This window comes from Delftia sp. Lp-1 (genome assembly GCF_020523835.1).
Taxonomy (GTDB): Bacteria; Pseudomonadota; Gammaproteobacteria; order Burkholderiales; family Burkholderiaceae_C; genus Comamonas; species Comamonas acidovorans.
This window is the reverse complement of sequence record NZ_JAJALJ010000001.1, coordinates 2,649,902-2,669,928: the sequence shown is the minus strand read 5'-3', so window position 1 is coordinate 2,669,928 and position 20,027 is coordinate 2,649,902. Positions and strand designations below refer to the sequence as shown.

The following is a 20,027-nucleotide window of genomic DNA, read 5'->3' as shown; positions in this document are numbered from 1 at the left end:
CTCAACCCCATGAATGACAATCTGGATCTTTTCTCCGGCGCAGCCCCTGCGGCGCCGGAGTCCGGGGCCGCCCCCGACAAGGTGCTGGCCAAGGTGCAGGCGCTGCGCGCCCAGCTCAACCAATGGGCGCATGAGTACTACGTGCTGGACACGCCCACCGTGCCCGACGGCGAGTACGACCGCGTCTTCCAGCAACTGCAGGCGCTGGAAGGTGCCTACCCCGAACTGGTCACCCCGGACTCGCCCACGCAGCGCGTGATCGGCGCCGTGCTCGATGGCCTGATGCCCGTGCGCCATGCCGTGCCCATGCTCAGCATCCGCACCGAGACCGACAACGAGGCCACGGGGGCCGAGGCCTTCGACGCACGCATCCGCAAGGAGCTGGAACTGGCCGAAGGCGCGCCGCCCGTGGAGTACGTGGCCGAGCCCAAGTTCGACGGCCTGGCCATGAACCTGCGCTACGAGAACGGCCGCCTGGTGCAGGCCACCACGCGCGGCGACGGCGAGGTGGGCGAGGACGTGACCCACAACATCCGCACCATCCGCAAGATTCCGCTGTCACTGCCCGAAGGCAAGGGCGTGCCGCCCGTGGTCGAGGTGCGCGGCGAGGTCTACATGGGCCGCGCCGACTTCGTCAAGCTCAACGAGCGCCAGCAGGCCGCCGGCGGCAAGAGCTTTGCCAATCCGCGCAATGCGGCGGCAGGCTCGGTGCGCCAGCTGGACTCGGGCATTGCGGCGCAGCGCCCGCTGTCCTTCTTCGCCTATGGCCTGGGCGAGATCACGCCGGCTGCCCAGGGCGGCCCCGACTTCGTCACCCACTACGCCATGCTGCAGACGCTGCGCGACTGGGGCTTTCCGGTGGCGCCCCAGGTCTGCATCGCCAAGGGCGCGGCAGAGCTGGTGGCCTTCCACCAGCGCATGGGCGCCGAGCGCGCCACGCTGCCCTACGAGATCGACGGCGTGGTCTACAAGGTCAACAGCCTGGCCCAGCAGCGCCAGCTGGGCTTTGTCTCGCGCGAGCCGCGCTGGGCAGTGGCCCACAAGTACCCGGCCGAGGAAATGCCCACGCGCATGGAAGGCATCGACATACAGGTCGGCCGCACGGGCAAGCTCACGCCCGTGGCGCGCCTGGCCCCCGTGGCGGTGGGCGGCGTCATCGTCACCAATGCCACGCTGCACAACCTGTTCGAGATCCGCAAGAAGCGCGTGCGCACGGGCGACACCGTGGTCGTGCGCCGCGCCGGTGACGTGATCCCCGAGGTCGTGGGCCGCGTGCCCGGCGACCGGCCAGCCTATGTGCCCAACTTCCGCATGCCCGCTGCATGCCCCATCTGCGGCAGCGCCGTGGCGCGGCCCAAGGGCGAGGCCAACCACCGCTGCACGGGCGGCCTGTTCTGCCCGGCGCAGCGCAAGGAGGCCATCCTGCACTTTGCCGCGCGGCGCGCCATGGACATCGAGGGCCTGGGCGACAAGCTCGTGGACCAGTTGGTGGACGGCCACGTGGTGCGCACGCTGCCCGACCTCTACCGCCTGGGCCTGGTGGCCCTTGCATCGCTGGACCGCATGGCCGAGAAGTCGGCCCAGAACGTGCTGGACGCGCTGGAAAAATCCAAGAAGACCACGCTGGCGCGGTTCCTCTTCGGCCTGGGCATCCGCCAGGTCGGCGAGTCCACGGCCAAGGACCTGGCCCGCCACTTCGGCCAGCTGGACGCCATCATGGACGCCAGCGTCGAGCAACTGCTACAGGTGCGCGACGTGGGGCCCATCGTGGCCGAGAGCATCCACACCTTCTTCGCCCAGCCCCACAACCGCGAGGTGGTCGAGCAACTGCGTGCCTGCGGCGTGCACTGGGAAGAGGGCGCGGCGCGCGAGCAGACCGCCCAGCCGCTGGCCGGCATGACCGTGGTGCTCACGGGCACGCTGCCCACGCTGGGCCGCGACCAGGCCAAGGAGATGCTGGAGGCTGCGGGCGCCAAGGTCTCCGGCTCGGTCAGCAAGAAGACCAGCTATGTGGTGGCCGGTGCCGAGGCCGGCAGCAAGCTGGCCAAGGCCGAGGAACTGGGCGTGACCGTGCTGGACGAGGCCGGCATGCTGGCGCTGCTGGCAGGCAGGGACCACTGATGGCGCTGAGTCCGCGCAAACCCGTGGTCGGCCTGGCGCTGGGCAGCGGTTCGGCGCGCGGCTGGGCGCATTTCGGCGTGCTGCGCGCACTGGAGGATGCGGGCCTGAGGCCCGACATCATCTGCGGCTCGTCCATCGGCGCCCTGGTCGGTGCCTCCTATGCGGCTGGCGAGATGCAGCGCTTCGAGGAATGGGTGCTGGGCCTGGGCATGCGCAAGGTGTTCGGTTTCATGGACTTCAACATCACGGGCGGCATGCTCAAGGGCGAGAAGCTGATCGCGTTCTGGCGCGAGCACTTCGTGGACTCGGCCATCGAGGACCTGAAGATTCCCTTCGGCGCCGTGGCCACCGACCTGCATTCGGGCGCGGAGGTCTGGCTGCGCAAGGGCTCCATCGCCGATGCCGTGCGTGCCTCCATCGCGCTGCCCGGCCTGTTCACGCCCGTGCAGCGCGAGGGGCGGCTGCTGGTCGATGGCGGCATCGTCAACCCCGTGCCCGCCTCGCTGGCGCGCGCCATGGGCGCGGACATCGTGATCGCGGTCGATCTCAATGCCGACATCATGCGGCGCCACATGCGGCCGCTGGTTCCCTCCGCCGCCATGGCTGCCGCGCCGCCGCTGGAGGAAGCCCCGCCCGCCGTGGAGCAGGGCGTGGCGCCCGAGGACCTGGCCGGCCAGGCCAGCGCCGTGGCCGGCACGGCCTGGGTGCGCAGGCTGCAGCGCGGCGTGATGGGGTGGATGCCCGGACACCACCGCGACGAGGCAGGCCGCGAGACCGAGCCCCCGCCCCGTCCGCCCTCGCTGCTGGACGTGGTGATGACCAGCGTCAACATCATGCAGATGCGCATCACGCGCAGCCGCATGGCGGGCGACCCGCCCGAGCTGGTGATCGCGCCGCGCCTGTCCCACCTGGGCCTGCTGGACTTCCACCGCGCCCGCGAGGCCATCGACGAAGGCTACGAGGCAGCGCAGGCCGCGTTGCCGGGCCTGCGCCACTGGGGCCTTTGAGGCGCTAAAAGCGCGGCACACCCGACAGGCCCGGCGCGCCCGACATGCCCATAGGCCCGACCGGCCCGGGCTACGCCGCCTCTCTTTCCACGCTGACCGCATTGCGGTCGGCATTGGCCGCGGCAACGCGCGAAGGCTGCAGCCTTCGCATCAGCGCGGCGGGGTCCAGGCACTGGATCAGCGGCAGGCCCGAATCGGCATGCACCAGCTTGCGCACCAGGGCCGTCGCGGTGTCTGCCGCGTTCAGCATGGGCGAATCCACCAGCGCGCTGGCTGGCAGCCGGTGCACGCCCTGCAGCGCGCTGACCAGCAGGCCCACGCGCAGGCCGCCATGCTGGACCACGATGACCTGTGACTGCTCGGTGACCACGCCGGGCTGGCCCTGCAGCAGCGCGGCCAGGTCGAACACCCAGACATAGCCGCTGACGCTGCCCTGGCTGCGCCGTGCCAGCGCGCCCACGCAAAACGGCAGGCGTCCTGCCGCCACGGGCGAGATGGCGCTGGCGGGCAGGGCCTCGCAGACATCGCCCGCGCGCAGGGCCAGCAGGCTGGCGCCCACGTAGAAGCTGGCCAGTTCCACGGGCGCATCGCCGCTGCCATGCACGGCGCGCCCGTGCCCGTGCCCGTGCCCGTGCGTAGCGGGCCGGGCGCCATCCAGCCGGGTGGCCGACGCCAGGCGCAGCGCGCGGTTGCGCGCATCGGCATGCACGGGGCCCAGCCGCTGCAGGCTCAGGCTGACGAGGCCGGCCAGTGTGTCGTCCGTTGCGCTTTCTTTTGTATCGCGTGCCGCGCCCTGGTCCAGCCGGAATTCGCGGTAGCCGCGCCCAGCGGCCATGCCGACGATGCAGTAGTGGCCTTCGATCTCCTCGATGCTGCTGCGCACCTCGCCATCGGCCAGCGATGCCAGGCCGGCCACGCCTGCGATGTAACTGCCCAGCGGGCGCCCGCCATGGCTGGCAGCGACGATGCGCCCGTCACGCGCCACGTAGAAGGCTTCCATCGGCAGGCGCGGCAGGCCGCTGTCTTCGGGATCGGTGGCTGCGGCCTGCTCTGCCGTTGCCGCCTGCTCTGGCGCTGCGGCCTGCAGCATGGCCTGCAGCTCCCGCCGCGTGTGGAACAGCAGGGCGATGCCGCCGATGACGGGGCCTTGATCGCCGCCGTGTGCATGTCCGTGCGCCTGTTCACTCCCAGGCGATGGGGCGCGCAGCGCGGCATGGTAGACATGGACGGGCAGGCCTCCATCGTCCATCTCCTGCACGTGGTAGGCCTGGGCATCGCGCAGCAGCACAGTGGCCTGCAGGGCCGATGCCTGCACGCGCGTGCCGGGAGCCAGGGGCAGGCCGGCCTCGTCCTCATGGCTGCAGGCCAGCACCAGGCCCTGGGCGTCGTACAGCGCAATGCGCGCATAGACGGTGTACAGCGCATTGAGCTGCTCCAGCAGCCGCTGCGCGCTGTCGTGGGCCTGTACCGACAGGGCCAGGCAGCCGCTGTTGTCCTCCAGCACCTTTTGCAGGCCGGGCGTCAGGGCCCACCAGCGGCAGTCGTTGGCACGTTCATAGAGATTGCGCTCCAGCAGGTCCATCAGCAGCCGGTTCAGCGTGCTGTGCTCCTGCAGCCGGGTGGACAGCGCGGTCTCGTGCAGGCCGTGAATGGCGCGTGTGAACACGGCATGGGTCAGGTCGCCGGTCTCGCCCATCTGCTCCAGCACCGCCTGCAGCGGGTCCGGGTGGGCCGTGCCCTGCACGGGGGACTCCGGCGCCTGGCTGGCAGCCAGCACCTGGCCGTTCCAGACCACGCGGCGTATGTCGTCGGCCGCGCGGGCCATGGCGTGCAGCGGCGGGCAAAAGCCGCGCGCCTGGGCCATCAGCCCCTCGGCAATGGCCGGCTCCAGCGCCTGCAGGACCTGCGGTCTTTGCTGCGTGGCGAAGGCCAGGTCCAGAGGTGCCATCACCTGGGTCTGCCAGCCCTGCGGCCCCGCGTAGCCCTGGTAGGGCAGGGCGCGCGCCGTGCGCACCAGGTAGGTGCGGCCTGCATGGATCAGCGGCTGCACAGCATCACCATGGTGCATGGGCACGTGGCTGCCGGGGGCTATCCAGTGGGCGTCGCTGCTGGCGATGACCAGTCCGCCCTCGTCCAGCAGCAGTCCCACCTGGGCACGCGGCCCGCCCGAGGCAAAGATGGCCTGCATCTCGGCGGCGAAGTCGAAGCTCAGGCACAGCACGCCGAGCACCGCCATGGTGCGTGGGTGCAGCAGGCGCTGCGCGTAGATCAGGCGGTCAGCGTCCGGCAGCACGCAGCTGGCGCCGAAATGGCTGACATGGCCGGCCTGCTGCAGGGACTGCTGGAACCAGGCCTCGGCACAGGGCGGTGGCGGCTTGCGGCCTGCCTGCGCCTGGGCACGTGCGCAGACCTGGCCCTGCGTGTCCAGCAGCAGGATGTCGTCATACACCGTGTACTTGGCTCGGTAGCTCTGGAGGTGGGCCTGCAAGTGCGCCTGCAGCGGTGCCTGCCATGCGCGCAGACCGCCGGCCGCCATGTCGGGCAGGCCGCAGTCATCGCCATCGCCATCGTCAAGCCGGGCCATGGCCTCGCACAGCACGGTATCGGCGGCGAGAAAGCCGACATCGGCCGTGCGCTCGTACAGGCTTCGCACCAGCAGGTCGATGGCATGGGCGGACTGCATGCCCAGCTGGGCCATGGCCTCCTGCGCGGACTGCGCCAGCTGCGACTGCAGCAGGCCTTGCTCCAGCTGCTCCAGTCCCTGGCGCGTGTCGGTGAGCATGGACACCAGGGCCTGCCCCTGCTGCGAGGCCTGCATGCGGGCCGAGGCTTCGATGAGCCGCCACATGAGCCGTATTTCGCGCAGGTCGGCGGCGTTGCGGTTGAGTTCCCGCAGGTGGGGAAGAATCAGGTCGGTTGGCAGGGATGTGGCCATGGAGCGCTCCGCAGTCAGGTTCAGGCTGGGTGAAACCCGCTTTCCCCGATCAGGGAAAAGCCTGATGCAACGAGCAAGAAGGAGGCCAGTTTGTGACTAAATGTGTCTGCAAGGTGACACAGGGATGACGGCCCCCCATCCACAGCCCCACCCGCAGCCCCATCGGCGCCACGCCGGGGCATGGCCTGGCGTCACCGGGGTGCGTCCGGCACTGCCGTGCAGCACGGTGGTGCCGGACGGCGGTGCATGCGCCTACAGGCTCAGGTCGATGGAGTGCACGCGGTGCGCGTCAAGCAGGCCGGTCGCACGGTCCTCGAAGTAGCGCTCCAGCGTCACGCGCACGGTGCGAAAGGCCAGTTCCTCCCAGGGAATCTCGGCCTCGGCAAAGAGGCGGGCCTCCATGGTCTCCGGGCCTGGATAGAACTGCTCGCTGCGCAGGCGGGCGCGGTAGAACAGGTGGACCTGGCTGACCTTGGGCACGTCAACGATGGAAAACAGCGGCCCCATCTCGATGTCGGCACCGGCTTCCTCATCGGTCTCGCGCTGGGCGCCGCGCGCCGTGGTCTCGGCCAGTTCCATGAAGCCGGCAGGCAGGGTCCACAGGCCCCGGCGCGGCTCGATGTTGCGCTTGCACAGCAGCACGCGGCCGTCGTCGGTGACGGGGATGGTGCCGACCACGTTCAGTGGATTCTCGTAGTGGATGGTGTGGCAGTGCGGGCACACGGCGCGTTCGCGCGTGTCGCCATCGTCGGGAATGCGGTAGACCACGGCCGTGCCGCAGGCTCGGCAGAACTTGATGGGGCTGCGAAAAATCATGCCGACACCATGGAAGTGAAAGCGCCGCCAGACGGAAGGCAGGAAGGCTTTCCGTGCAGCGGACTGTGGGTTCAGAAAAACGAAGGCCGGCAGGCCGGGGAGCGCGCTCCCCGCTGCCTTGCCGGCCTGTCGCAAGGCACAGGGATCTCAGGCGATCTTGACGCTCAAGGGGCTCAGGCCATCGATGCGGCCTTCCAGCAGGTCACCGCGCACCACGGCGGCCACGCCTTCGGGCGTGCCTGTCATGATCAGGTCGCCGGGCTGCAGTTCCCAGGCGGCCGACAGGTGCTCGATGGTCTCGGCAATGTTCCAGATCAGCTTGCCGATGTCGCTGCGCTGGCGGTCGGCGCCATTGACCTGCAGCGAGATCGTGGCCTTGGCGATGTCGCCGGCCTCGGCTGCCGGGGTGATGGGGCCGATGGGCGCGGCATGTTCGAAGGCCTTGCCGATGCACCAGGGGCGGCCCTGTTTCTTCATGTCGTTCTGCAGGTCGCGGCGCGTCATGTCCAGGCCCACGGCGTAGCCCCAGATGTAGTCCAGCGCGTCGGCGGCCAGGATGTTCTTGCCCGCCTTGCCGATGGCCACGACGAGCTCGATCTCGTGGTGCAGGTTGGAGGTCAGCGTGGGGTAGGGCATGGTGCCCGTGGTGCCGGCCTCGACGGGCACGATGGCGTCGGCAGGCTTGAGGAAGAAGAAGGGCGGCTCGCGGCCGGTGAAGCCCATCTCCTTGGCGTGCTCTTCGTAGTTGCGGCCCACGCAGTAGATGCGGTGCACGGGGAAACGCTCGGGGCGGCCCAGGACGGGTACGCTGGCCACGGCGGGCGGGTTGAAAACGTAGCTCATGTCAGTGTTCCTCTGGCGCCTTGTCTCGTGGGCGCCGTCGCAAGTGTGCCATGCCTGTGGCCCCGCAGCGGGGCAACGCGATGGCCGGATGAGCCGGAACAGACCCCGGGCCGCACGGTATGCTTTGCGGTCTATGAAGCTCCACACCTACTTCCGCTCGTCGGCCTCCTACCGCGTGCGCATTGCGCTGCAGATCAAGGGCCTGGACTATGAATCCGTACCCGTGCACCTGCTGCGCGGCGACCACAAGGCGCCGGCCTATGCCCAGCATGTCGGCGATGCGCTGGTGCCGGCGCTGGAAACCGAGGACGGCCACTGGCTGACCCAGTCCATGGCCATCATCGAATATCTCGATGAGACCCATGCCGAAATACCGCTGCTGCCGCGCGACGCCCTGGGCCGCGCCCATGTGCGCGCGCTGGCCCAGATGGTGGCCTGCGAGATCCATCCGCTCAACAACCTGCGCGTGCTCAAGTACCTGGTGCGCAACCTGGGTGTCTCCGACGAGGCCAAGAGCGGCTGGTACGTGCATTGGGTGCGCTCCGGCCTGGAAGCCTTCGAACGCCAGCTGGACCTGCTGGCCGCCGAGCGCGAGGCCGCAGGCCTGGCGCCTTCGCTGTTTTGCTGGGGCGACACGCCCACGCTGGCCGACTGCTGCCTGGTGCCGCAGATCTTCAACGGCCGCCGCTTCAACGTGAGCCTGGACGGCCTGCCACGCCTGGCGGCCATCGTCGATCGCTGCGAGGCGCTGCCGGCCTTCCAGAAGGCCCATCCCTCGGCCTGCCCCGACGCGGAATGAGCACGGCCCTGCCTGACTCCCTCCCCGGTACCATCCCCGCATCCTGGCTGGTGCCCGAGTGGCCCGCGCCGCCCGGCGTGCACGCGCTGTGCACCTCGCGCGAAGGCGGCGTCAGCACGGCGCCCTGGGGCAGCCTGAACCTGGGCGACCATGTGGGCGATGACCCGCAGGCCGTCCGCACCAACCGCCAGCGGCTGCAGGAGATCGTGCGTGCCCATACGCCCGGCGCCTGCGCGGTGTTCCTGCAGCAGGTGCATGGCGTGGATGTGGTGGCCCTGGATGCAGGCAGCGCGCAGGGCCAGGCCTTCGATGCCTGCGTGACCAGCGCCTCGGGCGTGGTCTGCACCATCATGGTGGCCGACTGCCTGCCCGTGCTGCTGGCCCATCGCAGCGGTGCCGTGGTGGGCGCGGCCCATGCGGGCTGGCGCGGGCTGGCGGGCGGGGTGCTGGAGACGCTGTTCGAGCGCTTTGCAGGCCAGATCCAGACACCGCCCGGGCAGGTGGCGCAGCAGACCCTGGCCTGGCTCGGACCCTGCATCGGTCCGCGCTCCTTCGAAGTGGGAGCCGAGGTGCGCGCGGCCTTCATCGCGCATGACGCGGCGGCCGGGCCGCATTTCACCGCCGTGCCGCAAGAGGGCGGGGGCGCACCCAAGTACCTGGCCAACCTGGCAGGGCTTGCGCGCCAGCGTCTGGCGGCGCTGGGCATCACCGCCATCTACGGCAATGACGGCGGCGACGCATGGTGCACGGTGCTCAACGGCTCACGGTTCTTTTCGCACCGGCGCGACGCTGCCCGCCTGGGCAGCAGCGGGCGGTTCGCCGCCTGCATCTGGAAGGACTGAGCGCGCCTGCGTGCCGGGGCCGCTCTGCGAGGCCTGCTGCTGCGCCAGCCAGGCCTCGCGCTCGACCAATTCGCGTGCATGGCGTTTTCGCTTGCGCGCGGGCGTGCCCATGATGTAGATCACGATGGACAAAGGCAGCAGTCCATAGAGTGCGAACGTGATCACGGCGCCGAGTATGCTGCCCGTGGGGCTGGCGGCCTCGGCCACTGCCATCATCAGAGTGACATACAGCCAGGCGATAACAACGAGATACATGGTCGAACCAAAAAAACGAGCGGGGCACGGGTTTTCGTGGAGGTCTGTGCCGGGCAAGGCGGGGCTCGCCTGGGTCACAATCAAAACGGATGCCCCGCAAGCCCCAGGCTATTGCATGGCATCCACGAACAAGGATGCAGCATGAATTTTGACCCACTCGCTGGCCTGTCAGGCCAATCCGTCCAGCAATTCTGGAACGAGCAATGGAGCCGCACGCTGCAGACACTGCAGCAGCTGGGGCAACCAGGCCTTCCGGGAACCCAGGGCATGCCAGGCATGCCGGACATGGCCCAGGCCTGGAAAGCGGCCGTCCCCGAACCCGGCGCCCTGCCCGAGAACGCGCTGTCGCTGGACCCCGAAAAGCTGCTGGAGCTGCAGCGCCAGTACCTGGATGGTGCCAAGGCCATGGCCGAACAGGGCGGCGCCCAGGCGCTGCTGGCCAAGGACAAGCGCTTCAACACCGAATCGTGGGCCGGCAATCCTCTGACGGCGGCCACGGCTGCGACCTATCTGCTCAACAGCCGCATGCTCATGGGCCTGGCCGATGCAGTGCAGGCCGATGACAAGACGCGCAACCGCGTGCGCTTCGCCATCGAGCAATGGCTGGCGGCTATGGCGCCCAGCAACTTCCTGGCACTCAATGCCGAGGCCCAGAAGAAAGCCATCGAAACCCAGGGCGAGAGCCTGGCCCAGGGCGTGGCCAACCTGCTGGCCGACATGCGCCAGGGCCATGTGTCCATGACCGACGAAAGCCTGTTCACCGTGGGCAAGAACGTCGCCACCACCGAAGGCGCCGTGGTGTTCGAGAACGAGCTGTTCCAGCTCATCGAATACAAGCCGCTGACGGACAAGGTGCACGAGCGGCCCTTCCTCATGGTGCCGCCCTGCATCAACAAGTTCTACATCCTGGACCTGCAGCCCGACAACTCGCTGATCCGCTACGCCGTCAGCCAGGGCCATCGCACCTTCGTGATGAGCTGGCGCAACCCCGACGAAAGCCTGGCGCGCAAGACCTGGGACAACTACATCGAGGACGGCGTGCTCACCGGCATCCGCGTGGCGCGCGAGATCGCAGGAGCCGAGCAGATCAATGTGCTGGGCTTTTGCGTGGGCGGCACCATGCTGTCCACCGCGCTGGCGGTGCTGCAGGCGCGCCATGACCGCGAGCATGGCGCAGCTGCTGCTCCGGCGGCCAAGGCGCCTGCGGCCAAACGCGCGGCTGGCAGCCGCAGCGCCGCCCGCACATCCACAGCCCGCGCCACGGCGCCGGCCGGCGTGCCGTTTCCCGTGGCCAGCGTCACGCTGCTGACCACCTTCATCGACTTCAGCGACACCGGCATCCTCGATGTCTTCATCGACGAATCCGTGGTGCGCTTTCGCGAGATGCAGATGGGCGAGGGCGGCCTCATGAAGGGCCAGGACCTGGCGTCCACCTTCAGCTTTCTGCGGCCCAACGACCTGGTCTGGAACTACGTGGTGGGCAACTACCTCAAGGGCGAGACGCCCCCGCCGTTCGACCTGCTGTACTGGAACAGCGACTCCACCAACCTGCCCGGCCCCTACTACGCCTGGTACCTGCGCAACCTCTACCTGGAAAACAAGCTGGCCCAGCCCGGCGCGCTGACCGTCTGCGGCGAGCGCATCGACATGCACCAGCTGCGCCTGCCGGCCTATATCTATGGCTCGCGCGAGGACCACATCGTGCCCGTGGGCGGCTCCTATGCGTCCACCCAGGTGCTGGGCGGCGACAAGCGTTTTGTGATGGGCGCATCGGGCCACATCGCGGGCGTGATCAATCCGCCAGCCAAGAAAAAGCGCAGCTACTGGCTGCGCGAGGACGGCCAACTGCCGCCCACCCTCAAGGAGTGGCAGGCCGGCGCCGACGAGTACCCGGGCAGCTGGTGGGCCGACTGGAGCCCCTGGCTGGCCGAGCACGGCGGCAAGCTGGTCGCAGCGCCAAAGCAGTATGGCAAAGGCAGGGAATACACGGCCATCGAGCCGGCCCCGGGCCGCTACGTACTGGTCAAGGCCTGAGGCACAATCGTTTCGATGCTGCAGCGCAATAACGCTGCGGCTTGAATGCAGGGTGCCGCTGCCGCGACTGCGGCAATGTGCGCCCAGGCATCCCTTCAAGAGTCCAAAGAAAGGTCCGTCATCATGGAAGACATCGTCATCGTTTCCGCTGTCCGTACTGCCGTTGGCAAGTTTGGCGGCACCCTTGCCAAGATCCCCGCCACCGAACTGGGCTCCATCGTGATCCGCGAGGCACTGAACCGCGCCAAGGTCGGCACCGACCAGGTCGGTGAAGTCATCATGGGCCAGGTGCTGGCCGCTGGCGCAGGCCAGAACCCCGCACGCCAGGCCATGATGAAGGCCGGCGTTGCCAAGGAAACCCCGGCCCTCACCATCAACGCCGTTTGCGGCTCGGGCCTGAAGGCCGTGATGCTGGCGGCCCAGGCCGTGGCCACGGGTGACAGCGAGATCGTCGTGGCCGGCGGCCAGGAGAACATGAGCCTGTCGCCCCACGTGCTGCCGGGCTCGCGCGACGGCCAGCGCATGGGCGACTGGAAGATGGCCGACACCATGATCGTGGACGGCCTGTGGGACGTCTACAACCAGTACCACATGGGCATCACGGCCGAGAACGTGGCCAAGGAAAAGAGCGTCAGCCGCGAGCAGCAGGATGCCCTGGCCCTGGCCAGCCAGCAAAAGGCCACGGCCGCACAGGACGCAGGCAAGTTCGTGGACGAAATCGTTCCCGTCAGCATTCCCCAGCGCAAGGGCGATCCCGTGGTGTTCGCGGCCGATGAGTACATCAACCGCAAGACCAATGCCGATGCCCTGGCAGGCCTGCGCCCGGCCTTCGACAAGGCCGGCTCGGTGACGGCCGGCAACGCCTCCGGCCTGAACGATGGCGCGGCCGCCGTGGTGGTGATGAGTGCCTCCAAGGCCAAGGCCCTGGGCCTGACGCCGCTGGCGCGCATCGTCTCCTACGCCACCAGCGGCCTGGACCCTGCCACCATGGGCCTGGGCCCGGTGTTCGCCTCGCGCAAGGCGCTGGAGCGTGCAGGCTGGACCGCGCAGGACGTGGACCTGTTCGAGCTGAACGAAGCCTTCGCGGCCCAGGCCTGTGCGGTGAACCAGGAGTTGGGCATCGACCCCGCCAAGGTCAACGTCAACGGCGGCGCCATTGCCATCGGCCACCCCATCGGCGCATCGGGCGCCCGCATCCTGGTGACCCTGCTGCACGAGATGCAGCGCAGCGGCGCCAAGAAGGGCCTGGCCGGCCTGTGCATCGGCGGCGGCATGGGCGTGGCCATGGCGGTGGAGCGCGTCTGAGAGGCTCCGGGAAAACGTTAGCAAGCTTTCAGGGTAGATCCTAGGCCTGCCTAGGGCCTGCCCGAAGAGAGGCGCAGCGCACGCGCTGCATACTAGCCATACGGGGGCGCCGGACCCAGAGGTTCAGGCACCCTTGGTGATAACCGGAGTCAATGCCCCGGTTGTCGTGGATAGATTGATCTGAAGCAACCATTGATTGACAGGAGAGAAGAATGGCTCAAAAAGTAGCGTATGTCACAGGGGGAATGGGAGGCATCGGAACGGCTATCTGCCAGCGTCTGCATAAGGAAGGCTTCAAGGTCATTGCAGGTTGCGGTCCGTCGCGCGACTTCCAGAAGTGGCTGGACGAGCAAAAGGCGCTGGGATACAACTTCCATGCATCGGTCGGCAATGTGGGCGACTGGGCTTCCACCGTCGAGGCCTTCAGCAAGACCAAGGCCGAGCACGGCAGCATCGATGTGCTGGTCAACAATGCCGGCATCACGCGTGACCGCATGTTCATCAAGATGACGCCGGAAGACTGGCAGGCCGTCATCGAGACCAACCTCAACTCCATGTTCAACGTGACCAAGCAGGTCGTGGGCGACATGGTGGAAAAGGGCTGGGGCCGCATCATCAACATCAGCTCGGTCAATGGCGCCAAGGGCCAGGCCGGGCAGACCAATTACTCGGCCGCCAAGGCGGGCATGCACGGCTTCACCATGGCGCTGGCGCAGGAGATGGCCACCAAAGGCGTGACCGTGAACACCGTGAGCCCCGGCTACATCGGCACCGACATGGTCAAGGCCATCCGTCCCGACGTGCTGGAGAAGATCGTGGGCACCATCCCCGTCAAGCGCCTGGGCGAGCCCAGCGAGATCGCATCGATCATCGCCTGGCTGGCCTCGGAGGAAGGCGGCTATTCCACCGGCGCCGATTTTTCGGTCAACGGTGGCCTGCACATGCATTGAACCTGCAAGGGTTCGCGCTGCAAAGGAGCCTCCGGGCTCCTTTTTTGTTGGGCAGCCCCGCTGCAAATGTCCCAGAAATGACAAAACCCGCTGAAGCGGGTTCTGTGGAAGAGGGGGTCTGCACGGAAGGCCGTCAGACCGGTGGTGTCAGAGACTGGGGCACCGTGTGCGCCAGCCAGCGCCTCAGCGCTTGCGATCGCGTTCGTCTTCGGGCCAGATGGACATGATGGCAGTCGTTTGCATGGAAACTTTCTCCTGTATTGCTCTCTTAACGCGGGCCAGATTCAGCTGGTTGACAGGTTTTTAAAAAATTTTCGAAGGAAGTCGAAACTTTTTTGTGACCCGGTTTTCAGGCGTTGCCGGGTGCGCGCTTGCGGTCACGGTCATCCCATGGCCAGACAGCTTGGGCCAGCGCAGCGGCTGCAAAGCGGGTCTGCAGGGCGGTGTGGGAAAAGATGTCGGTCATGTGCAATCACTCCTTTGTTGCGTGTTCAACGCGGGCAAGTGGCTGCAGGTTGACTCAGGGATTGCCCCAGGACGCAAGCAATTGCAAGCCCGGAGGTGGTAATCTGTCAGTTTGAAGACAGATTTCTGGCGCTATGAGAAAAAATCCGTTTCCTGACAGAGGCTTACGGGAATGACGGGCCAAGGTGGATGCTGTTACGCCTCGTTGCCCGCAATGCGTGGGCACAGGTCAACCCGGGGCGAAAACGTCCATCAGGCAAAAATCAGGGTCACGGCAGGCGCGTCGTCCACGATGTAGCCGCGGTACATGCCGGCGCTATTGAAGGGGCAGTGCACGCGTCCCTGGCTGTCCACGGCCACCACGCCGCCCTGGCCACCGATGTGTGTCAGCGTGCCCCGTACTGCGGCGTCGGCTGCGAGTTCCAGGCTTTGCCCCAGGTAGCGCATGCGCGCATGGATGTCGTGCGCGATGGCTGCGCGCAGGAAATGCTCGCCGGTTCCGGTGGCCGCCACGGCGCAGGTGGTGCTGTCGGCGTAGAAACCTGCGCCCACCACGGGCGTGTCGCCCACGCGCCCGGGGCGCTTGTTGGTCAGCCCGCCGGTGGATGCCGCGGCGGCCAGGTTGCCATGCACATCGCGCGCCACGGCGCCGACCGTGCCCATCTTGCTGTTCTCGTTCAGCGGAGCAGGGTGCGCCGCCAGTCCGCTGGCGTCGTGGTCCAGCAGCGCGGTCTGGCCGGATTGCGCCTGCACCCGGCGCAGCTGTGCCAGGCGCTCGGCAGAGTCGAAGTAGCGTGCATCCATCCGCGCCAGCCCGCGTTCATCGGCAAACCGTTGCGCCCCTTCGCCGACCAGGAGCACGCACTGGCCGTCGTCAAGAACATGCCGTGCCAGCGCAATCGGATTGCGCACCTGGCTGACGGAAGCGACTGCGCCGGCCCGCAGGTTGCTGCCGTCCATCAGGCCGGCGTCCATCTCGTGGCGCGCGTCGCGCGTGTAGACGGAGCCGCGCCCGGCATTGAACAGCGGGCAGTCTTCCAGGGACTGGCACGCGGCCTGGACGGCGTCCAGCGCGCTGGCGCCGCGCCGCAGCAGGGCGGCGCCCGCCTCCAGCGCATGGGCCAGCGCGGCGTGGTAGGGGGCCTCGTCGGCCTGGCCCTGGATGACGGTGCCTGCGCCGCCGTGCACGGCAATGGAAAATTTTCGGGAGTTCTGGGACATGTTCATTGGAGTGCGTAGCGCGATTCCAGGAAGCGCCCATAGCGGGCAATGCCCAGGCCGATGAGCAGGTAGACGGCACAGACCACCATGTACATCTCCACGAAGTACGCAATCCAGTGGGGGTCGCTCATGGCCATCTTCAGGGAGCCAGTGATGTCGTAGATGTTCACGATCGCCACCAGGGAGGTGTCCTTCACCGCGCCGATGAAGTTGCTCACCGTGGGCGCGATGGTCACGCGCAGTGCCTGCGGCAGGACCACGTAGCGCAGCACCTGCACCCTGGTGAAGCCCATGGCCTGGGCCGCCATGACCTGGCCCTGGGGCACGGCCTGCAGCCCGCCGCGAAACACCTCGGCCAGATAGGCGGCGCTGAAGGCCGCCAGGCAGACGGCGATGCGGACCATGGGGTCCACCCGCCATTGCGCGGGCACCAGCATGGGCAGCACGAAGGCCCCGAAGAACAGCAGCGTGATCAGGGGCACGCCGCGCACGGCCTCGATGAAGCCCGTGCACAGGATGCGGATCAAGGGCAAGCTGGAGCACCGGCCCAGCGCCAGCAGAATGCCCAGCGGAACGCCGGCCAGGCAGGCGATCACGGCAAGGAACAGGGTCAGCGGCAGGCCGCCCCACAGATCGCTGGGCACGGGTGCCAGGCCGGCCACACCGCCCGCCATCAGCACGCCAAAGCCGGTCAACCCGGCCAGCAGCATTGCCATGCCGGCGCGGCCGAAGAAGCGCGGCAGTGCCGCCACCCCCACGCTGCCCAGCAGCAGCAGGCTGGCGGCGACGGGGCGCCACTGTTCGGCCATGGGGTAGCGCCCCAGGAACACCAGACGGTACTTGTCGCGCACCACGCCCCAGCAGGCGCCGGCCGCAGCGCGGCATGTGTCGGGGTTGGCTGCGGTTTCGGCGTCGAGCAGGCCCCAGGCCAGCAGCTTCCAGCCCGCCCACAGCGCGGCCAGCAGCAGCGTGGCGGTGATGAGCCCGGAGAGCGCATCCGGAAACAGGCTGGCGCGCAGGCGCTGCGCCAGCGGAACCCGGGGCGGGGCCACCGGCAGGGCCGGTGCGCGGAGTACGGCACTCATGGGCAGGTCTTTCCCGGCTAGCGTGTGATGAAGGCACTGCGCTGGTTGAAGGCATTCAATGCCAGCGAGGTCAGCAGGTTGATGGCCAGGTAGACCACCGCGATGATGGTCACGCACTCGATGGCCTGGCCGGTCTGGCTCATGGCGGTGTTGGCGACCATCACCACGTCGGGGTAGCCGATGGCCACGGCCAGCGAGGAGTTCTTGATGGTGCTGAGCGCCAGGTTGGTATAGGGCGGAATGATCACCCGCAGGGCCTGCGGCAGCACGACCAGGCGCAACTGCTGGCCGCGGCGCATGCCCAGGGCCGAGGCAGCATTCCATTGCCCGCGCGGCACGGCCTGCAGACCGGCGCGCACGATCTCTGCGCAATAGGCGGCGGCATACAGGCCCAGGGCTCCCACCAGGGCCAGGAATTCAGGCGTCAGCGCCAGTCCCCCGTCGATGCCGAACATGCCCGGTTGCGGCGAGCTCCAGTGCCAGCCCGCCGCGCTGTCGTACACCGGGCCGGGCAGGGCCAGCCCCGCCTTGCTCAGAAAGCCCAGGGGGCCGATGGCCAGAGGGCGGTCCACGTCGGGCAGCAGCGAAGTCAGCGCGAAATACCACAGCAGCACCTGCACCAGCAACGGGATGTTGCGCGCCACATCGACATAGAGGCGCACGGCGCCGCGCAGCAGCGGATGCCTTGCCACGGCGGCCACGCCCAGCAGCAGGCCCAGCACGGTGGCCAGCACGAGCGCGGGCACGGCGGCGCGAACCGTGTTGGCCACGCCGGCCGCGACCGCACGCAGGTAGCTGTCGCCGGGCTCGTAGGGTAGCAGCCCTTCGGAGATGGAAAAGCCGGCCGTCTGCTCCAGAAAGCCGAAGCCCCCGGCAATGCCGCGCGCGGCCATGTTGCGGCTGGCGTTGTGCGCCAGCCAGCCCAGCAGCAATATCAGCAGCCAGCCGATGGCGAGCTGCAAGGCCAGCCGGCTCCAGCGTGGCCGGGTGGGGGCCGGCGGCTGTCGTGCCCCGGCGTCGATGGCATTCACGGCTTTCGCAGCATCCACAGCGTTCGCGGCATTCATGGCAGGGTGCCCTCGGCGCGTCAGTTCATCGGCGGCGACATCATCAGGCCGCCCTTGGTGAACAGCGCGTTCTTGCCGCGCGGCACGTTCAATCCGGACTTGGCGCCCAGGTTGCGCTCATAGCTCTCGCCATAGTTGCCCACGGCCTTGACGATGCGCAGCGCCCATTCCTTGTCCAGCCCCAGCTGCTTGCCCAGGTCGTCGCTCTGGCCCAGGAAACGCTTGACCTGGATGCTGTCGGAGCGTGTCTTGAGCTCGTCGGCATTGGCCTGGGTGATGCCCAGTTCCTCGGCCTCGATCATGGCGTTGAGTGTCCAGCGCACGACGGCGAACCATTCGTCGTCACCGCGGCGCACGGCCGGGCCGGCCGGCTCCTTGGAGATGACTTCGGGCAGGATCACGTAGTCGTCGGGGTTGGCCAGTTCCTTGCCGCGCAGCACGGCCAGGGCGCCGAGGTCGCCTGTATAGGCCTGGCAGCGTCCGCTGCTGAAGGCCTGCAGGGCGGCTTCGGGGTTGTCGAACACCACCGCCTTGTAGTTGAGCTTGTGGGCGCGAAAGTACTCCGACAGGGTCTTTTCCGTGGTGGATCCGCTGATCACGCAGATGGTGGCGCCAGAGAGCTGCTTGACGCTGTTCAGGCCGGGCTTCTTCCTGGCCATGAAGCCCTGGCCGTCGTGGAAATTGACGCCCGCCCACATCAGGCCCAGGCCGTTGTCGCGCGTGAAGGTCCAGGTGGTGTTGCGTGCCAGCAGATCGATCTCGCCGGACTGCAGCGCCGTGATGCGTGTCTGGCCGCTGGTGGGAATGAACTTGACCTTGCTGGCGTCGCCCAGGGTGGCGGCAGCCACGGCACGGCACAGATCCACGTCCAGCCCGGACCAGATGCCGCTGCCGTCGGCGAGCGCAAAGCCTGCGCGCCCCGTGTGCACGCCGCAGGCCACGGCGCCGCGCTGCTTGATGCCGTCCAGCGTCTTGCCAGCGTGGGCGGGCGCGGCAGCGAGTGTAAAGAGGGCGGCCATCGATGCAAGCGCAAGGCGCAGACGGGCAGGGGTGTTCATGGTGAATCCTTTCCAGCGGGATGAGGGGCCTGGGGTTGCGGCTTGCCTGCCGCCGGCGAAGCGGTATCGGCGTCCGGAGTCAGGTAGGGAAGCACCGACTCGGACAGTTCGACCAGACTGCGCACGGCCTGGGGTGTGGCGCGGATGACCTGGGTGGCCAGTGCCTCGACCATGGCCATGGCCGCCATTGGCGATGAAGGCAGCAGGGGATGCGAGGCGGGCGCCAGCAGCGTGTAGTCGGCCTCGCGGGCCAGCGGACTCGTGGACTCGTCGGTGATGGCGATGGTCAGGGCGCCCCGCTGGCGTGCGTGCGCCGTCAGCGCGACGGCTTCGCGCGAGTAGCGCGGCAGGGAAATGGCGATCAGCACGTCCTGCTCCGTCAGCCCTGTCATGCGGCGTACCGCCTGTTCCGATCCGCCTGCGGAGGTCACTTCCACCACCTGCTGCAGATAGGGTTGCAGCACGTCGGCGCCAAAGGCCGCCACATGGTGGGAGCTGCCAAACCCCATGAAGAGCACACGGCGTGCGCGGCAGATGCGCTGGGCCAGTTGGTCGAGCAGGCCGGGGTCGCAGGCCTGCGCAGCCGCCTGCAGGTTGCGCTGCGTGTGCCCGAAAGCCTGCTCGCCCATGGTGCCCACGGCGCCCGCGGTGCCTGCCGTGGCGGCTTCGGGCCCATGCGCCGCGCGCAGCTTGTTCACGGGCTCCAGGGCCTGCTGCAGCTGGCGGCCCAGGTGCAGGCGCAAATCGGCGAAGCCTTCGTAGCCGGCGTGCTTGGCGAAGCGATTGACTGCGGCCAGGGAGCCGCCGCAGGCATTGGCCACTTCTTCGGCGCTCAGCGTGACGGCCAGCACCGGATGCGCGGCCATCCAGCGGCCGACCCGGGCGACGGCGGGCGAGCCATCGACGCTGGCGCGCAGCAGTTCCTGTACGGCGGGGTGGGGGTGGAGTTCCATGAATGAATGAAAGTGAATGGTCTCTTTCAATCATTATTTTTTAAGAATGAAATCTTTCATTCAGGAGAAACCCTGAACCGAACGATTCATGCGTTCCGCTGGCTGCGGGGAAGTGCGGGGCGTTGGGGGGAGGGCAGGGCCTCAGGGGTGCACTTCGGCGCAGCCGAAGTGGAACGCCGTCTTCACGCGGGACGACGCTTGTGGCAGGCGGTCATGGGTGCGAGCAAGGGCCTCGCACCCATGACCGCCTGATTTTCGAGAACGACTGGAA

Annotated in this window: 16 protein-coding genes; 7 read left to right on the top strand and 9 right to left on the bottom strand. The window is 68.1% G+C overall.

Annotation, left to right across the window (positions count from 1 at the left end; translation table 11 throughout):
• Positions 1-9: 9 nt before the first annotated feature.
• Both ligA and LGR64_RS11915 read left to right on the top strand, forming a co-directional pair.
• Positions 10-2,121: an NAD-dependent DNA ligase LigA gene (gene ligA / locus LGR64_RS11920; RefSeq protein ID WP_230355502.1), complete on the top strand. Its 2,112-nt coding sequence runs from the start codon at positions 10-12 to the stop codon at positions 2,119-2,121.
• Complete coding sequence (locus LGR64_RS11915; RefSeq protein ID WP_012205427.1) at positions 2,121-3,128, top strand: patatin-like phospholipase family protein; 1,008 nt, start codon at positions 2,121-2,123, stop codon at positions 3,126-3,128. The genes ligA and LGR64_RS11915 overlap by 1 nt, the downstream gene beginning before the upstream one ends.
• 70 nt (positions 3,129-3,198) lie before the next feature.
• Here the strand turns inward: LGR64_RS11915 and LGR64_RS11910 are convergent, their stop codons facing one another.
• The 3 genes from LGR64_RS11910 to LGR64_RS11900 all read right to left on the bottom strand — a co-directional run bounded on the left by LGR64_RS11910 (position 3,199) and on the right by LGR64_RS11900 (position 7,722).
• Entirely contained in the window at positions 3,199-6,063 is a 2,865-nt protein-coding gene (locus LGR64_RS11910) for a chemotaxis protein CheW (RefSeq protein ID WP_230355501.1), read from the bottom strand.
• Positions 6,064-6,315: 252 nt separating this feature from the next.
• Positions 6,316-6,879: an NUDIX hydrolase gene (locus LGR64_RS11905; RefSeq protein WP_096916160.1), complete on the bottom strand. Its 564-nt coding sequence runs from the start codon at positions 6,877-6,879 to the stop codon at positions 6,316-6,318.
• A 147-nt stretch (positions 6,880-7,026) separates the two neighbouring features.
• Positions 7,027-7,722: a fumarylacetoacetate hydrolase family protein gene (locus LGR64_RS11900; RefSeq protein WP_034393172.1), complete on the bottom strand. Its 696-nt coding sequence runs from the start codon at positions 7,720-7,722 to the stop codon at positions 7,027-7,029.
• 133 nt (positions 7,723-7,855) lie between these two features.
• Between LGR64_RS11900 and maiA the strand changes: the two genes are divergently transcribed.
• Both maiA and pgeF read left to right on the top strand, forming a co-directional pair.
• Positions 7,856-8,521: a maleylacetoacetate isomerase gene (maiA, locus tag LGR64_RS11895; RefSeq protein WP_141832418.1), complete on the top strand. Its 666-nt coding sequence runs from the start codon at positions 7,856-7,858 to the stop codon at positions 8,519-8,521.
• Positions 8,518-9,363, top strand: coding sequence for a peptidoglycan editing factor PgeF (gene pgeF, locus LGR64_RS11890; protein ID WP_141832416.1), 846 nt, complete (start codon positions 8,518-8,520; stop codon positions 9,361-9,363). The genes maiA and pgeF overlap by 4 nt, the downstream gene beginning before the upstream one ends.
• On the opposite strand, the gene LGR64_RS11885 is transcribed toward pgeF, so the two are convergent.
• Positions 9,283-9,618, bottom strand: a complete 336-nt coding sequence (locus tag LGR64_RS11885; protein WP_141832557.1) for a hypothetical protein — start codon at positions 9,616-9,618, stop codon at positions 9,283-9,285. The two genes, pgeF and LGR64_RS11885, sit on opposite strands and share 81 nt — an antisense overlap.
• Before the next feature lie 141 nt (positions 9,619-9,759).
• Between LGR64_RS11885 and LGR64_RS11880 the strand changes: the two genes are divergently transcribed.
• From LGR64_RS11880 to phbB, 3 genes are all read left to right on the top strand, one after another.
• Positions 9,760-11,652: a PHA/PHB synthase family protein gene (locus LGR64_RS11880; RefSeq protein ID WP_141832414.1), complete on the top strand. Its 1,893-nt coding sequence runs from the start codon at positions 9,760-9,762 to the stop codon at positions 11,650-11,652.
• A 123-nt stretch (positions 11,653-11,775) separates the two neighbouring features.
• Positions 11,776-12,957, top strand: a complete 1,182-nt coding sequence (locus LGR64_RS11875; protein ID WP_013802555.1) for an acetyl-CoA C-acetyltransferase — start codon at positions 11,776-11,778, stop codon at positions 12,955-12,957.
• 212 nt (positions 12,958-13,169) lie between these two features.
• A complete protein-coding gene (gene phbB / locus LGR64_RS11870) occupies positions 13,170-13,907 on the top strand; it encodes an acetoacetyl-CoA reductase (protein WP_012205436.1) in 738 nt (245 codons plus the stop codon).
• Between the two features lie 717 nt (positions 13,908-14,624).
• On the opposite strand, the gene LGR64_RS11865 is transcribed toward phbB, so the two are convergent.
• Genes LGR64_RS11865 through LGR64_RS11845 form a run of 5 tightly spaced genes read right to left on the bottom strand, consistent with a single transcriptional unit; the run spans position 14,625 to position 19,756 of the window.
• On the bottom strand, positions 14,625-15,599 hold the full coding sequence (locus LGR64_RS11865) for an isoaspartyl peptidase/L-asparaginase family protein (protein ID WP_141832412.1): 975 nt from the start codon (positions 15,597-15,599) through the stop codon (positions 14,625-14,627).
• Positions 15,596-16,678, bottom strand: coding sequence for an amino acid ABC transporter permease (locus LGR64_RS11860; RefSeq protein ID WP_230355500.1), 1,083 nt, complete (start codon positions 16,676-16,678; stop codon positions 15,596-15,598). The genes LGR64_RS11865 and LGR64_RS11860 overlap by 4 nt, the downstream gene beginning before the upstream one ends.
• 17 nt (positions 16,679-16,695) lie before the next feature.
• Positions 16,696-17,745, bottom strand: a complete 1,050-nt coding sequence (locus LGR64_RS11855; RefSeq protein WP_230355499.1) for an amino acid ABC transporter permease — start codon at positions 17,743-17,745, stop codon at positions 16,696-16,698.
• Positions 17,746-17,765: 20 nt separating this feature from the next.
• A complete protein-coding gene (locus LGR64_RS11850) occupies positions 17,766-18,803 on the bottom strand; it encodes an amino acid ABC transporter substrate-binding protein (RefSeq protein WP_230355498.1) in 1,038 nt (345 codons plus the stop codon).
• Positions 18,800-19,756, bottom strand: a complete 957-nt coding sequence (locus LGR64_RS11845; protein WP_230355497.1) for a MurR/RpiR family transcriptional regulator — start codon at positions 19,754-19,756, stop codon at positions 18,800-18,802. Before LGR64_RS11845 ends, LGR64_RS11850 begins: the two co-directional genes overlap by 4 nt.
• Positions 19,757-20,027: the final 271 nt, after the last annotated feature.